This window comes from Mesorhizobium sp. M8A.F.Ca.ET.181.01.1.1 (assembly GCF_004792025.1).
Lineage (GTDB): Bacteria > Pseudomonadota > Alphaproteobacteria > Rhizobiales > Rhizobiaceae > Mesorhizobium.
Window position 1 is genome coordinate 352,866 of the sequence record NZ_SRTV01000006.1, and the last position, 12,739, is coordinate 365,604.

The window sequence follows — 12,739 nt, forward strand, 5'->3', positions numbered from 1 at the left end:
CTTAAAGGCCGTTCGGAAGAAAATTCTTGATGACCTTCTTGCCATCCGGTTCAGCCAGAACCATCGTGCCGCGGGCATTTCGAATGAACTTGTTGGAACGCTTGATCATGCCGTGACGCTTGCCGGCCGCAGCCGACAGGACTTTACCCGTACCTGTGATCTTGAACCGCTTCTTGGCGGCCGATTTGGTCTTCATCTTGGGCATTTTGCTACTCCGTATTGTTGGCGCACGATCGCGCTTCTTGTTCGCTCCGGGCCGACCAAAGCCCGAAAAGCAAATGAAACCGCCACGGCATGCCCTGCCGGGCGGTTTTCTTGGAACGGCGGTGCTATAGATCAAAGATGGCGCGGGCGCAACACCTCAGGCCGTGCGACGCACTGTCCCCTCTCAGGGCAGCCTGAACCACACCGGCAGCACGCCCGACAGTTGCGCGCCGTCGATCAGTTCGAAAGCCGGCAGCGCAATGAGAAACACCAGCCCGTCGAGCAGTGTGGTCAAAAGCAGGCGCGGCTTGAAGCTGCCGGTGTCGCCTTCCTGGTAGAGCGAAAGCTTGGGGAAGAAGCGCGGCACGCGCGCCAGATAGTCCGCATAGGGTGCGCCGAGCGCCTCCTTGAGGAATTTTTCTTCGCGCAGGATGACGATATGGAAGGCACCGGCGCACAGAACCGCGAAAAGGATGATGCCGGAGAACGAGCCGATCTGCGCGCCGACGCCGGCGGCGGCGACGGTTGAGAACACGTAGAGCGGATTACGGGTGATCGAGTAGGGGCCGCCGGTCACCACCTCGGACGACTTGCGTCCGCCTATATAGAGCGTCGCCCACAGGCGCCCGACGATGCCGAGGAAAATCAAGAGCACGCCGAACATCTCGATCGATTCATGGACCGGCGTGTCCGGCGGGAAGGTCGACTGGCCGAAAAGCAATGCCAGAAACAGCACCACCACGAGCACGGCAAGCACCAGCCGGCGCATCTGCTGGTAGTTGCCCAGCCCGTGTTTGTATTCTGTGTCCAAGATTGGGATCCGATCGTCGAGGAGCCTGGCCGGCGATCGCAGCTCTAGCCAGGAATAGGCGTCCCGCCGGTCGTCGGGACGCCTCTGTAGCACAATTCAGGCGGATTTTGGCGCGATGACGAGGCCTGACGTCATCGTGATCCAAGCGGGTTCCGCAAAAGTGCCCACGGTTTTGCGGTGAGAACCCGCGACAACCATGGAAACTATGCAGACGACGCGTTGCGAAGCGACCGGAGTCTGCTTAGCGCGGCGCCAGCACCATCATCATCTGGCGACCTTCGAGCTTCGGCTCGGCTTCCACCTTGGCGATGGTCGCCACTTCCTCGCGCACCTTGTTCAGAAGCTGCATGCCGAGTTCCATATGCGCCATCTCGCGGCCGCGGAAGCGCAGCGTCAGCTTGACCTTGTCGCCTTCCTCGAAGAAGCGGCGAACCGCCTTCATCTTGGTCTCGTAGTCATGGCTGTCGATGTTCGGGCGCATCTTGATCTCCTTGATCTCGATGACCTTCTGGTTCTTGCGCGCCTCGGCCGCCTTCTTCTGGTTGGCGTATTTCAATTTGCCGAGATCGAGGATTTTTACGACGGGGGGCACCGCGTTGGGCGATATTTCGACCAGATCGAGCCCGGCCTCTTCGGCGAGCAGCAATGCGTCGTTGATGGAAACATCGCCGCGGTTCTGGCCTTCGGCGTCGATAAGCTGGACCCGGGGAACCCGGATGTCACGGTTGGAGCGCGGCCCATCCTTGGTCGGCGCCGCTGCTTTGAAAGGTCTGCGAATGGTCGTGGTCTCCTTGGCCGTTTCGTTCAGGGTTCGTATGAATCTGTGTGCGGACGCGCCAATGTGGGAAGCGCGCGGCGCAAGTCAATAGCACAGCGTTCTCAAGAAATCACCTGATCACGAGCCTGTGCCAAGCAAAGAAACATCGCGAGCACTTTCCGCCTTGCCTTTGGCCGTGCCAAAAGCGAGGCGTGAAAAAAACCAGGACCGCCCCACAGCCATGACCGCCGCTCCGACCTTTCTTGATGTTGATGGATCCGATATCGCCGTGCGCCATGCGGGTGGCGCGACGCCCGGCATCGTCTGGCTCGGCGGCTACAAGTCGGACATGCTGGGCACGAAGGCCGAGACGCTGTCGGACTGGGCGGCACGGGAAGGCCGGGCCTTCCTGCGCCACGACTATTCGGGCCATGGCGAATCCGGCGGCGCCTTCGCCGACGGTACGATCTCGAAATGGCTTGCGCAAAGCCTTGCGGTTTTCCGGCATTTCGCCAAGGGCGATCAGGTCCTGGTCGGCTCGTCGATGGGTGCCTGGATCGCGCTGCGCATGGTGCAGGAGTTGCGCAAGGCGGGCGATGCAAGCGTCGTCGGCCTGGTGTTGCTGGCGCCGGCACCCGATTTCACCAGCGACCTGATCGAGCCGGTGCTGACCGAGGCGCAGAAACGCGACCTCGCCGAAAAGGGGTTCTTCGCGGAGCCGTCGGACTATTCCGCCGAGCCTTACGTCTACACGCGCGCGCTGATCGACGACGGGCGCGAAAACCGGGTGATGACCGGGCCGATCGACACGCATTGCCCGGTTCACATCCTGCAGGGGCTGGCCGATGCGGACGTGCCATCGAGCCACGCGTTGAAGCTCGCCGCCCTGCTGCCGGCCGACGATGTCACGCTGTCGCTGATCCCCGACGGCGACCATCGCCTGTCGCGCCCGCAGGATCTCGACATGCTGGTGCGGGCGGTCGGCGACATCGCCGGACGAGGCAAGTGACGATGCGCCTTTCCATCCCGATCTCCGCTTTTGTCGCGGCAATCGTCGGTTTCGGCGGCACGCTGGCCATCGTCATCGCCGCCGCCAAGGCGGTCGGCGCGACGCAGGTCGAGACGGCGAGCGGTGTGACGGCGATCTGCCTGGCCATGACGGTCGAGTGCCTGTTGCTGTCATGGCGCACGAAAATGCCTGTCATCACTGCCTGGTCGACGCCGGGCCTGGCACTGGTCGCCGCCTCGAGCGGCTTTTCGATGGGCGAGGCCGTCGGCGCCTATATCGTCACGGGCGTGCTGTTGGTCGCGACCGGCCTGTTTGGGCCGCTGACCCGGCTGATATCGAGAATACCGGCTTCGGTCGCCTCAGGCATGCTGGCCGGCATCGTCGTCACCTTCGCCATCAATGCCATGAAAGCCATTCCGGCGGACCCCTGGCTCATCCTGCCGCTGATCGCGGCATTCTTTGTCATCCGGCTGTTCAATCCGGCGCTGTCGGTACTGGCGGTGCTGGTCGGCGGCGGCCTTGCCGCCTTCCTTACCGGCCGTGTCGGCGGCTTGCCCGCGCCCGAACTGTCGACGCTGACGTTTATTGCTCCCCATTTCACCGCCAAGGCGATTATCGGGCTGGCGCTGCCGCTTTATCTCGTCACCATGGCCTCGCAGAACCTGTCGGGGCTGGCGGTATTGCGGGCGGCCGGCTACCACCCTGAACCTGGGCCGCTGATCGGTATCACCGGCCTGTTTTCGCTGCTGTCGGCGCCGTTCGGGGCCGGAACCACCAATCTGGCGGCCATCTCGGCGGCCATTTGCACCGGACCTGACGTTCATCCCGACCCCGCCGAGCGCTGGAAGACGGGTCCGTTCTATGCGCTTGCCTATCTGATCTTCGCGATTTTCGGCGCTTCGCTGGTGGCGATCTTCGCCGTCCTGCCGCAGAGCCTGATCGTGCTGGTGGCGGGCCTGGCGCTGATGGCCTCGCTGGCCAACGCGCTGGCGATTGCGCTCAAGGACGAAGGCAACCGCATGGCCGCCACCGTCACCTTCGTCGTCACCGCCTCCGGGCTGACGCTGTTCGGCGTCGGCGCGGCTTTTTGGGGCCTTGTCGCCGGGCTGGTCGTGCTTTTCCTCGATATGCTCAAAAAGCGATAATCATTTCAGAACCTTGTTCGGTTTTGGCGGACATTGTCTTGAATCGCCGTTTTCGCCTTCCCATTTCGATTCCACGCAGCCGGTCCTGGCTGTCTCCAACCGAAGGAATGGGAGAAAATGAACACATCTGCATTGATCCGCCCGGCCTGGACGCCGGCGACCATCGCGTTGATGGTGATCGGCTTCATGGTGTTCTGGCCGCTCGGCTTCGCCATGCTCGCCTACATCATCTGGGGCGACCGGCTCGAGGGCTTCAAGCGTGACGTCAACCGTGCGACCGACGGCATCTTCGCCGGCTGCCGCCGTGGTTCCGACAAGGCCGCGCGCTGGGGCAATGGCTCCGCTCGCACCGGCAACGTCGCTTTCGACGATTGGCGCGAAAAGGAGCTTGAGCGTCTGAACGAAGAGCGCCGCAAGCTCGACGAGATGTTGACCCAGTTCGACGAATACGCTCGTGAATTGCGCCGCGCCAAGGATCAGGACGAGTTCGACCGGTTCATGGCCAACCGCAACAAGTCGACGGCTCCGGCGAAAACCGACCCGAGCACCGGAACGGCCCCCACCAAGCGTGGCAAAGGCTCGAACCTGCTCGACGACTGAGGCCCAGCGACAGGGCCAAGGTATGATGACGGCGTCGCGCGAGCGGCGCCGTTTCTTTTTTGTTCTATTCGTTTTCCTCGAATCGCGTATCGTCCGGCCATGACCATCGGGTTCTTCCGCAATCTGACGAAGCCCAAGCCCACGCCTGCCGTGGAACGGGAATACTGTGTCGCCGGGCGCACGCTGCCGCTCAAGATCGTCGAGAGCGCCAGAGCAAAGCGCCTGACGCTGCGTATCGATTCCGGCGGTCAGGGCCTGCGCATCACCGTGCCGCCGGGCCTGCGCCGCGGCGAGGTGGACAGGTTCCTCGACCGCCACCAGGACTGGCTGGAGCAGCGCCTGGCCAAGGTGCCTGCTCGTCCTCAAGTAAGACCAGGTATCAAGATCCCGGTGCGCGGCGTGCCGCACCGCGTTGTCCACGAACCGTCAAAGCGCGGCACCGTCACCATATCGCGCGACGAGCGCGGCCCGCTGCTGATCGTGCATGGCGAGCGCATCCATCTGCCGCGCCGCATCGCCGATTTTTTGAAGCGCGAGGCCAAGAAGGATATCGAGAAGCTGGTGGTCAGGCATACGGAAGCGCTCGGCAAGCGCGCCAAGGCGATCCGCTACAAGGACACTTCCAGCCGCTGGGGCTCCTGCACCTCGGAAGGCAATCTGTCCTTCTCCTGGCGCATCATGATGGCGCCGCAGCCTGTCATAAACTACCTCGTCGCGCATGAAGTGGCGCATCTCAAGGAGATGAACCACGGCCCGAAATTCTGGAAATTGTGCGAAAAGCTCTGCCCCGACACGGACCGCTGCAAGGATTGGCTGAAGCGCAACGGCGGCGCCCTGCAGGCGATCGTTTTCGAATAGGGATAGCGGACGGCGGCGTTTCAGCTACCGGCCACGCACTCAATCGTCATTCGCCGCATTGAGCTCATCCGGCCGCAACCCTTCATCGCCATGATGCGGCCAGGGCAGAAAGTTGCGGTCGAAGGCATCGCCGCCAAAATAGTCCAGAGCCCGATGTGCTTCGGCGCCGTTGAAGGCGGCCTTGTCCATGAGATGCGCGATGACCTCGCGCGCCTGCGCGATCTTCTGCTTCAGTTCGGCAACGGTCTGGTCGGCCATGGCTGTGCTCCCGCCTTGCATGCTGTCCATCCATAGGTAGCGCCTTTGGCCTTGCCGGCAAACAGCATGCTTTTTCTCGACTCTTGGCGCTTTTCATGTCAATTCCCGCGCCATGGCGCTCGATATCAAGATCTGCGGCTTGAAGACCGACCAGGCAGTGGCTGCGGCCCTTGCCGGCGGCGCCAGCCATGTCGGGTTCATTTTCTTCGCCAAAAGCCCCCGCTATGTCGAACCGGCCGAAGCCGGCCGTCTGCGCGAAGCGGCGCGCGGCAAGGCCCTGGCGGTTGCCGTCACCGTCGACGCCAATGACGCCTTCCTCAATGAAATCGTGGAAAAGATGCGGCCCGACATGCTGCAATTGCACGGCTCCGAAACCCCCGAGCGAGTGGCCGAACTGAAAGCCCGCCATGGCCTGCCGGTGATGAAGGCGTTGCCGCTCAGCGAGGCTGCCGATCTCGAACGGATAAAGCCGTTCGTCGGCATCGCGGACCGCTTCCTGTTCGACGCCAAGCCGCCGAAGGGCTCGGAACTGCCGGGCGGCAATGGCGTCGCCTTCGACTGGCGTATCCTTGCCGGCCTTGACGCCGGGATCGATTACATGCTTTCCGGTGGGCTCAACGCCGCCAACATCGGCGATGCCCTTCGGCTTGCAAACCCGCCCGCAATAGACATTTCCTCGGGCGTGGAGAGCGCGCCGGGCGTCAAGGATCCGGCGCTGATCGAACAGTTTTTCCGGGCCGTCAGGGCCGCGCGGGACGACCGCGCCGCCTGAACAAATTTCGAACCCTGAGCATGTCCCGGAAAAGCGGGAACCCGGTTTTCCGACAGGGACATGCTCAAAGTACAGATCTAGGAGATCGGCGATGAACAAGCCGGCGACACCCAATTCCTTCCGTACTGGACCCGACGAGCAGGGCATGTTCGGCATTTTCGGCGGCCGTTTCGTTGCCGAAACGCTGATGCCCCTCATCCTCGACCTGGAGAAAAACTGGAACGAGGTCAAGAACGATCCGGATTTCAGGGCCGAGCTGACCGATCTGTCCACCCACTATGCCGGGCGGCCGTCAAAGCTGTATTTCGCTGAAGGCCTGACGAAGCATCTTCGTGACGTTTCCTCGGCGAAGGGCCTCGGGGGCGGCGCGAAAGTCTATTTCAAGCGCGAGGATTTGAACCACACCGGCTCGCACAAGATCAACAATTGCCTCGGCCAGATCCTGCTGGCCAAGCGCATGGGCAAGAAGCGCATCATCGCCGAGACCGGCGCCGGCCAGCATGGCGTGGCGTCCGCGACCGTCGCCGCCCGCTTCGGCTTTCCCTGCGTCGTCTATATGGGCGCGACCGACGTTGCCCGCCAAAGCCCCAATGTCTTCCGCATGAAGCTGCTAGGCGCCGAAGTGCGGCCGGTGACCGCGGGCCACGGCACGCTGAAGGACGCCATGAACGAAGCCCTCCGCGATTGGGTGACCAATGTCGAGGACACCTACTACCTGATCGGTACCGCCGCCGGCCCGCATCCCTATCCGGAACTGGTGCGCGACTTCCAGTCGGTAATCGGCACCGAGGCACGCGCGCAGATCCTCGAACAGGAAGGCCGGCTGCCCGACACCATCATCGCCGCCGTCGGTGGCGGTTCCAATGCCATCGGCATGTTCCATCCCTTCCTCGATGACAGGCAAGTCCGCATCATCGGTATCGAGGCCGGCGGGCGCGGTCTCGACGGCATCGAGCATTGCGCCTCGATGAATGCCGGCTCTCCCGGCGTGCTGCACGGCAACCGCACCTATCTCCTGCAGAACGCCGACGGCCAGATCATGGACGGCCATTCGATCTCGGCCGGCCTCGATTATCCCGGCGTCGGTCCGGAGCATTCCTGGCTGCGCGATTCCGGCCGTGTCGAATACGTGCCGATCCTCGACGACGAGGCGCTCGAAGCCTTCAAGCTGACGACGCGCGTCGAAGGCATCATCCCGGCGCTGGAATCGGCGCACGCCATCGCCCATGCGGTCAAGATCGTACCCGCCATGGACAAGGACCAGATCGTCATCGTCAACCTGTCCGGCCGTGGCGACAAGGACGTGCACACGGTGGCCTCGATGCTGGGCATGGAGATCTAGGCCCTTTGGACAGTTTCGATTTGGGAGTTGATTATGAGCAAAATTCGTCCAAAGGGCCAGACATGACCACCCGCATCGACCGCCGCATGGCGAAGCTGAAGACCGAGGGCCGCCCGGCGCTCGTCACCTATTTCATGGGTGGCGACCCCGACTATGAAACCTCGCTGTCGATCATGAAGGCGCTGCCCAAGGCGGGTGCCGACGTGATCGAGATGGGGATGCCGTTCTCCGACCCGATGGCCGACGGCCCGGCGATTCAGGCCGCCGGCCTGCGCGCGCTGAAGGGCGGCCAGACGTTGGTGAAGACGCTGAAATTGGCGTCCGACTTTCGCGCTGGCGATGACGAAACGCCTATCGTGCTGATGGGCTATTACAACCCGATCTACATCTACGGCGTCGACCGCTTCCTCGTCGACGCCAAGGCGAGCGGCATCGATGGGCTCATCGTCGTAGACCTGCCGCCGGAGATGGATGAGGAGCTGTGCATTCCGGCGCTGAAGGCCGGCATCAACTTCATCCGGCTGGCGACGCCGACCACCGACGACAAGCGCCTGCCCAAGGTGCTGCAGAACACGTCCGGCTTCGTCTACTACGTCTCGATGACCGGCATCACCGGTGCGGCACTCGCCGACACCGGCAAGGTGGCGTCGGCGGTCAAGCGCATCAAGGGTCACACCGACCTGCCTGTCTGCGTTGGCTTCGGCGTCAAGACCGCCGAACAGGCGCGCGTCATCGGCGCCAACGCCGACGGCGTCGTCGTCGGCACGGCGATCGTCAACGCGGTCGCCAATGTGCTGGGGCCGAAGGGCGAAAAGACCGCCGATCCGGCCGAGGCCGTCGCCACGCTGGTCAGCGGCCTGGCGCAAGGCGTGCGCTCGGCCCGCCTTGCTGCTGCCGAATAGTTTTCCTACGTCTTTACCCAACTCTTCGTCAGGACAGGAGCCGAAGCGATGAACTGGATCACCAATTACGTTCGCCCGAAGATCAACTCGATGCTCGGCCGGCGTACCGACATGCCCGAGAATCTCTGGATCAAGGATCCCGAGACCGGCGAGATGGTGTTCCACAAGGATCTGGAATCCAACCAGTTCGTCATCCCGTCCTCCGGCCATCACATGAAGATCTCGGCCAAGGAGCGGCTGAAATTCTTCTTCGATGACGGCAAGTACGAGACCCTGGACAACCCCAAGGTCATGCAGGATCCGCTGAAATTCCGCGACGAGAAGCGCTATGTCGACCGGCTGAAGGACGCCAAGGCCAAGACCGGCCTGGAAGACGCCATCATCAATGCGCTGGGGACCGTCGAGGGCCTGCCGGTGGTGGTGACGGTGCAGGATTTCGCCTTCATGGGCGGCTCGCTCGGCATGGCGGCTGGCGATGCCATCGTACATGGCTTCGAGGTCGCCTTGCAACGCAAGCGGCCGCTGATCCTGTTCGCCGCTTCCGGCGGCGCCCGCATGCAGGAAGGTATTTTGTCCCTCATGCAATTGCCGCGCACCACGGTCGGCGTCGACCGGCTGAAGGAAGCCGGCCTCCCTTATATCGTCGTGCTGACCAATCCGACCACCGGCGGCGTCACCGCCTCCTACGCCATGTTGGGCGACGTGCACATTGCCGAGCCCGGCGCGCTGATCGGCTTTGCCGGGCCGCGTGTCATCGAGCAGACCATCCGCGAGAAATTGCCGGACGGCTTCCAGCGCGCCGAATATCTGATGGAGCATGGCATGGTCGACATGGTGGTGTCCCGGCTGGAGATGCGCCAGACGATCGCGCGTCTGCTCAAGATGCTGCTCAAGATGCCGGAAGAGCAAAAGCCGCTGGAACCGGAAATCCTGCCGCCGGCCGTGCTTGCCGCCGAAGCCCGGCCACAGGCTTGACGCTACGATGGCCGGAGGTGAGCCCGGCCTGGCGCGACATTGGCCGCCGCGAACAGCGATTGCGCGCCGCCCATGACGCGCTGTAGCCTTTTGATAGCCGTGGTCATTGCGGGAGCGATTCTGGCTCTCGGGCCATGCGCCGGGATTGTGCCATGACGACGCTTGCCGCCGACCGCGAAATCGAAGCCCTGATGGCGCTTCACCCGAAAGGCTTCGACCTTTCGCTCGATCGCATCACGCGGCTGCTGGAGCGGCTGGACAATCCGCAGGATTTGCTGCCGCCGGTCATCCACATTGCCGGCACCAACGGCAAGGGCTCCTGCGCCGCCTTCTCGCGGGCGCTGCTGGAAGCTTCCGGCCGCCTCGTCCACGTCCACACTTCGCCGCATCTGGTCAGCTGGCACGAGCGCTACAGGCTGGCCGCCGAGGGCGGCGGCAGGCTGGTCGACGATGACATCTTCGCCGAGGCCATCGCCCGAGTCGCCAAGGCCAATGCAGGCCAGAAGATCACCGTCTTCGAAATCCTCACCGCCGTCACCTTCATCCTGTTCTCGGAACATCCGGCCGATGCCGCCATCATCGAGGTCGGTCTTGGCGGCCGCTTCGACGCCACCAACGTCATCGCGCGGCCGGCCGTGTCGGTGATCATGCCGGTGTCGATGGACCACGAGGCCTATCTCGGCGACCGTGTGGAGCTGATCGCCGCCGAAAAGGCCGGCATCATGAAACGCGGCTGTCCCGTGGTCATCGGCGCCCAGGAAAGCGAGACGGCGCTGCAGGTGCTGATCGACACCGCCGAGCGGCTGGAATGCCCGACCCTCGTCTATGGCCAGGATTTTCTCGCTTTCGAGGAAAACGGCCGCATGGTCTACCAGGACGATGATGGCTTGATGGACCTGCCGTCGCCGCGCCTGCCCGGTCGCCACCAGTTCGCCAATGCCGCCGCCGCGATCGCCGCGGTCAAGGCCGCCGGCTTCGAGATCAGCCACCGCGCCGCCGAGAAGGCGATGACCAGTGTCGCCTGGCCCGGCCGCATGCAGAAGCTGGGGCAGGGCAGGCTGGCGGAACTGGCGCCGAAGGGCGCCGACATCTGGCTCGATGGCGGCCACAATCCGGGCGCCGGCGTGGTCGTCGCCGAAGCGCTGGCCGAGCAGGAAGAAAAGAACCCGCGCCCGCTGTTCCTCATTTCGGGCATGATCAACACCAAGGACCAGAGCGGCTATTTCCGCGCCTTCAAGGGCTTGGTCAGGCATGTCTACACGGTGCCAGTGAGCCAGAGCGATGCCGGCGTGCCGAACGACGAACTGGCGGTCCGCGCCACGGAAGCCGGACTGACGGCCGAACCGGTAAGCTCCGTCGCCAGCGCGCTCATGCTGCTGCGCGACACCTGGGACGGCCCGCCGCCACGCATCCTGATTGGCGGGTCCCTCTATCTGGCCGGTGCGGTGCTGGCTGAAAACGGCACGCCGCCGACCTGAGGGCGGCTACAGTTTCGACGCCTTGCATCTTTAGACGCCTGCGGCGGAATTCTGCTATCTCGCTTTTGACCGAAAGATCCGAGGGCGGTTCAGAAGTCCCACGGCGAGATTAGGTCAAGGCTGGTGGCACTAAAGTCATTGAGATTGCGCGTTGCCAGTCGACCACCATTCACCCGCGCTATTGCCGCGATCATGCCACCGGGAGCTGACATGCCGCGGCCTTGGCGCGTGGCGAACCCCATGATCTCGCCATAAGCCAAGGCAGCTTCTTCCGTCAGCCCAAAAATCCGGTCGGCAAATCGATGGCGCCATCGTGAAAGTCCCTGCTCCAGCCGATCGGCTCGCTCATCGGGCCGTATCTTTTGAATGCCAAAGGCGATTTCCGCAATCGTCACCGTGGGAAGGGCCAGTTCGGCGTCGTTGCGGACGAGCCACGCCAGCACGGCCGGGTTCGGCGCCTTCTTGAAGGACTCCGAAATCACGTTGGTATCGACGAAAATCAAAGCTCAAGCCCTGAATGAACCTGGCGAGCTTCGTGAATAACTTCCTCCAGATCGATGTCGACGCCGGCGCTCGCGATCAGGCTGGCATAGAAGGTTGATGCGGGTTCGCGGCCCGCTTCACGGATTTCGTATGATTCAAGCGCACGTTCGACCACATCGGCTATCGAACGATTTTCGCGACGAGCCAGTCTGTGAGCCAGGTCGCGTGCTTTTGCGCTGCGGACTGAGAGCTGTGGTTCGGCCATGTCAAACTCCCGTTTGGAAAGAGATATAGACCGATCAGCACCTGCCATCAAGATGGCAGGGGATGGCATGCCAGCACATCGTGCCGATCAGTCGATGAATTTCCCGGTGTAACTATCGGCGAGCGAATGGCCCTATTTCAGCTCGATCTCGATAAAAGCGTACTCGCCGTCATTGGCGCTGATGACGTCGTGTTCGACGCCCTCCTTGCGGAAATAGGGGGAACCTTTCTTCATATCGGCGAAGGTTTCACCGTCCTTGGTCACCAGCTTCAGCTTGCCGTCCATCAGCGGCACCACGACATAGTCGTGGCCGTGGCGATGCCAGCCAGTGTTGTCGCCCGGCTGGAAGCGGTATTCGGTGACGATGACGCGCTCATTGTCGATGAAGACTGTGGCCTTGGCGGATCCGGTCATTTCTCTCTCCTGCTTCTGCCGCCAACAGAAGACATGGAGGGCGCCGATGTGAGTGCCAGAGCGGCGCACCGATGGCGCCAACAAAAAGCCCGGCGCGATGGCCGGGCTCAATGCTTCGAATTCAAATGGTATCAGGCGAGATTGCCATTGACCCAGTGCGACAGCGCGGTCTTGGGCGCGGCGCCAACCTTGATGTCGGCCACTTCGCCGCCCTTGAAGATCATCAGCGTCGGGATCGAGCGCACGCCAAACTGGGCGGCAAGCTCGGGATTCTCGTCGATGTTGAGCTTGGCGATCTTGACCTTGGCGCCGAGTTCGGTGGCGATGTCCTCAAGCGCCGGTGCGATCATCTTGCAGGGGCCGCACCACTCCGCCCAGAAATCAACCACGACCGGTACCTGGGCATTGAGCACATCGGCCTGGAAATTGTTCTTGTCGACCTTGACGGTGGTCATGCGGAAATCCT

Annotated in this window: 17 protein-coding genes; 9 read left to right on the forward strand and 8 right to left on the reverse strand. The window is 62.9% G+C overall.

Going from position 1 to position 12,739, the window contains the following annotated elements:
* Position 1 precedes the first annotated feature (1 nt).
* The 3 genes from rpmI to infC all read right to left on the reverse strand — a co-directional run bounded on the left by rpmI (position 2) and on the right by infC (position 1,793).
* Positions 2-205: a 50S ribosomal protein L35 gene (rpmI, locus tag EN824_RS22825; RefSeq protein ID WP_006201248.1), complete on the reverse strand. Its 204-nt coding sequence runs from the start codon at positions 203-205 to the stop codon at positions 2-4.
* 183 nt (positions 206-388) lie between these two features.
* The gene (locus tag EN824_RS22830) at positions 389-1,015 is read right to left on the reverse strand and encodes an isoprenylcysteine carboxylmethyltransferase family protein (protein WP_127873321.1); all 627 of its coding nucleotides are present in this window, start codon (positions 1,013-1,015) and stop codon (positions 389-391) included.
* Between the two features lie 241 nt (positions 1,016-1,256).
* Complete coding sequence (gene infC, locus EN824_RS22835) at positions 1,257-1,793, reverse strand: translation initiation factor IF-3 (RefSeq protein WP_010912915.1); 537 nt, start codon at positions 1,791-1,793, stop codon at positions 1,257-1,259.
* A 220-nt stretch (positions 1,794-2,013) separates the two neighbouring features.
* Here infC and EN824_RS22840 point away from each other — a divergent pair, with 220 nt between their 5' ends.
* The 4 genes from EN824_RS22840 to EN824_RS22855 all read left to right on the forward strand — a co-directional run bounded on the left by EN824_RS22840 (position 2,014) and on the right by EN824_RS22855 (position 5,384).
* Positions 2,014-2,781, forward strand: a complete 768-nt coding sequence (locus EN824_RS22840) for an alpha/beta hydrolase (RefSeq protein WP_135862532.1) — start codon at positions 2,014-2,016, stop codon at positions 2,779-2,781.
* Between the two features lie 2 nt (positions 2,782-2,783).
* On the forward strand, positions 2,784-3,926 hold the full coding sequence (locus tag EN824_RS22845; protein ID WP_135862529.1) for a benzoate/H(+) symporter BenE family transporter: 1,143 nt from the start codon (positions 2,784-2,786) through the stop codon (positions 3,924-3,926).
* 117 nt (positions 3,927-4,043) lie between these two features.
* On the forward strand, positions 4,044-4,526 hold the full coding sequence (locus EN824_RS22850; protein WP_015314375.1) for a DUF2852 domain-containing protein: 483 nt from the start codon (positions 4,044-4,046) through the stop codon (positions 4,524-4,526).
* Positions 4,527-4,625: 99 nt separating this feature from the next.
* Positions 4,626-5,384, forward strand: a complete 759-nt coding sequence (locus EN824_RS22855) for a M48 family metallopeptidase (protein WP_135862527.1) — start codon at positions 4,626-4,628, stop codon at positions 5,382-5,384.
* Positions 5,385-5,423: 39 nt separating this feature from the next.
* Here the strand turns inward: EN824_RS22855 and EN824_RS22860 are convergent, their stop codons facing one another.
* A complete protein-coding gene (locus tag EN824_RS22860) occupies positions 5,424-5,642 on the reverse strand; it encodes a hypothetical protein (protein ID WP_135862525.1) in 219 nt (72 codons plus the stop codon).
* Between the two features lie 112 nt (positions 5,643-5,754).
* Between EN824_RS22860 and EN824_RS22865 the strand changes: the two genes are divergently transcribed.
* The 5 genes from EN824_RS22865 to EN824_RS22885 all read left to right on the forward strand — a co-directional run bounded on the left by EN824_RS22865 (position 5,755) and on the right by EN824_RS22885 (position 11,111).
* Complete coding sequence (locus tag EN824_RS22865; RefSeq protein WP_127279845.1) at positions 5,755-6,414, forward strand: phosphoribosylanthranilate isomerase; 660 nt, start codon at positions 5,755-5,757, stop codon at positions 6,412-6,414.
* A gap of 91 nt (positions 6,415-6,505) precedes the next feature.
* The gene (gene trpB, locus EN824_RS22870) at positions 6,506-7,756 is read left to right on the forward strand and encodes a tryptophan synthase subunit beta (protein WP_135862522.1); all 1,251 of its coding nucleotides are present in this window, start codon (positions 6,506-6,508) and stop codon (positions 7,754-7,756) included.
* A 62-nt stretch (positions 7,757-7,818) separates the two neighbouring features.
* Positions 7,819-8,658: a tryptophan synthase subunit alpha gene (trpA, locus tag EN824_RS22875; protein WP_135932726.1), complete on the forward strand. Its 840-nt coding sequence runs from the start codon at positions 7,819-7,821 to the stop codon at positions 8,656-8,658.
* A 48-nt stretch (positions 8,659-8,706) separates the two neighbouring features.
* Positions 8,707-9,633 carry an acetyl-CoA carboxylase, carboxyltransferase subunit beta gene (gene accD, locus EN824_RS22880; RefSeq protein ID WP_135882764.1) on the forward strand — a complete coding sequence of 309 codons (927 nt, stop codon included), beginning with the start codon at positions 8,707-8,709 and terminating at the stop codon, positions 9,631-9,633.
* A 152-nt stretch (positions 9,634-9,785) separates the two neighbouring features.
* Positions 9,786-11,111: a folylpolyglutamate synthase/dihydrofolate synthase family protein gene (locus EN824_RS22885; RefSeq protein ID WP_135862515.1), complete on the forward strand. Its 1,326-nt coding sequence runs from the start codon at positions 9,786-9,788 to the stop codon at positions 11,109-11,111.
* 89 nt (positions 11,112-11,200) lie between these two features.
* Here EN824_RS22885 and EN824_RS22890 read toward each other — a convergent pair whose 3' ends face one another.
* The 4 genes from EN824_RS22890 to trxA all read right to left on the reverse strand — a co-directional run bounded on the left by EN824_RS22890 (position 11,201) and on the right by trxA (position 12,728).
* Positions 11,201-11,614 (reverse strand): type II toxin-antitoxin system VapC family toxin, encoded by a 414-nt coding sequence (locus tag EN824_RS22890; RefSeq protein WP_127280588.1) that lies wholly within the window; start codon positions 11,612-11,614, stop codon positions 11,201-11,203.
* Positions 11,611-11,859 (reverse strand): plasmid stabilization protein, encoded by a 249-nt coding sequence (locus EN824_RS22895; RefSeq protein WP_127280589.1) that lies wholly within the window; start codon positions 11,857-11,859, stop codon positions 11,611-11,613. Before EN824_RS22895 ends, EN824_RS22890 begins: the two co-directional genes overlap by 4 nt.
* A gap of 132 nt (positions 11,860-11,991) precedes the next feature.
* Complete coding sequence (locus EN824_RS22900; RefSeq protein WP_127280590.1) at positions 11,992-12,273, reverse strand: cupin domain-containing protein; 282 nt, start codon at positions 12,271-12,273, stop codon at positions 11,992-11,994.
* Positions 12,274-12,404: 131 nt separating this feature from the next.
* Positions 12,405-12,728, reverse strand: a complete 324-nt coding sequence (gene trxA, locus EN824_RS22905) for a thioredoxin (protein ID WP_015314366.1) — start codon at positions 12,726-12,728, stop codon at positions 12,405-12,407.
* Between the last annotated feature and the right edge of the window lie 11 nt (positions 12,729-12,739).

Bases quoted from the DNA above. Each gene is read 5' to 3' on its own strand.
- rpmI (WP_006201248.1), bottom strand. From the start codon at position 205: ATGCCCAAGATGAAGACCAAATCGGCCGCCAAGAAGCGGTTCAAGATC.
- EN824_RS22840 (WP_135862532.1), top strand. From the start codon at position 2,014: ATGACCGCCGCTCCGACCTTTCTTGATGTTGATGGATCCGATATCGCC.
- EN824_RS22845 (WP_135862529.1), top strand. From the start codon at position 2,784: ATGCGCCTTTCCATCCCGATCTCCGCTTTTGTCGCGGCAATCGTCGGT.
- EN824_RS22850 (WP_015314375.1), top strand. From the start codon at position 4,044: ATGAACACATCTGCATTGATCCGCCCGGCCTGGACGCCGGCGACCATC.
- EN824_RS22855 (WP_135862527.1), top strand. From the start codon at position 4,626: ATGACCATCGGGTTCTTCCGCAATCTGACGAAGCCCAAGCCCACGCCT.
- EN824_RS22860 (WP_135862525.1), bottom strand. From the start codon at position 5,642: ATGGCCGACCAGACCGTTGCCGAACTGAAGCAGAAGATCGCGCAGGCG.
- EN824_RS22865 (WP_127279845.1), top strand. From the start codon at position 5,755: ATGGCGCTCGATATCAAGATCTGCGGCTTGAAGACCGACCAGGCAGTG.
- trpB (WP_135862522.1), top strand. From the start codon at position 6,506: ATGAACAAGCCGGCGACACCCAATTCCTTCCGTACTGGACCCGACGAG.
- trpA (WP_135932726.1), top strand. From the start codon at position 7,819: ATGACCACCCGCATCGACCGCCGCATGGCGAAGCTGAAGACCGAGGGC.
- accD (WP_135882764.1), top strand. From the start codon at position 8,707: ATGAACTGGATCACCAATTACGTTCGCCCGAAGATCAACTCGATGCTC.
- EN824_RS22885 (WP_135862515.1), top strand. From the start codon at position 9,786: ATGACGACGCTTGCCGCCGACCGCGAAATCGAAGCCCTGATGGCGCTT.
- EN824_RS22895 (WP_127280589.1), bottom strand. From the start codon at position 11,859: ATGGCCGAACCACAGCTCTCAGTCCGCAGCGCAAAAGCACGCGACCTG.
- EN824_RS22900 (WP_127280590.1), bottom strand. From the start codon at position 12,273: ATGACCGGATCCGCCAAGGCCACAGTCTTCATCGACAATGAGCGCGTC.
- trxA (WP_015314366.1), bottom strand. From the start codon at position 12,728: ATGACCACCGTCAAGGTCGACAAGAACAATTTCCAGGCCGATGTGCTC.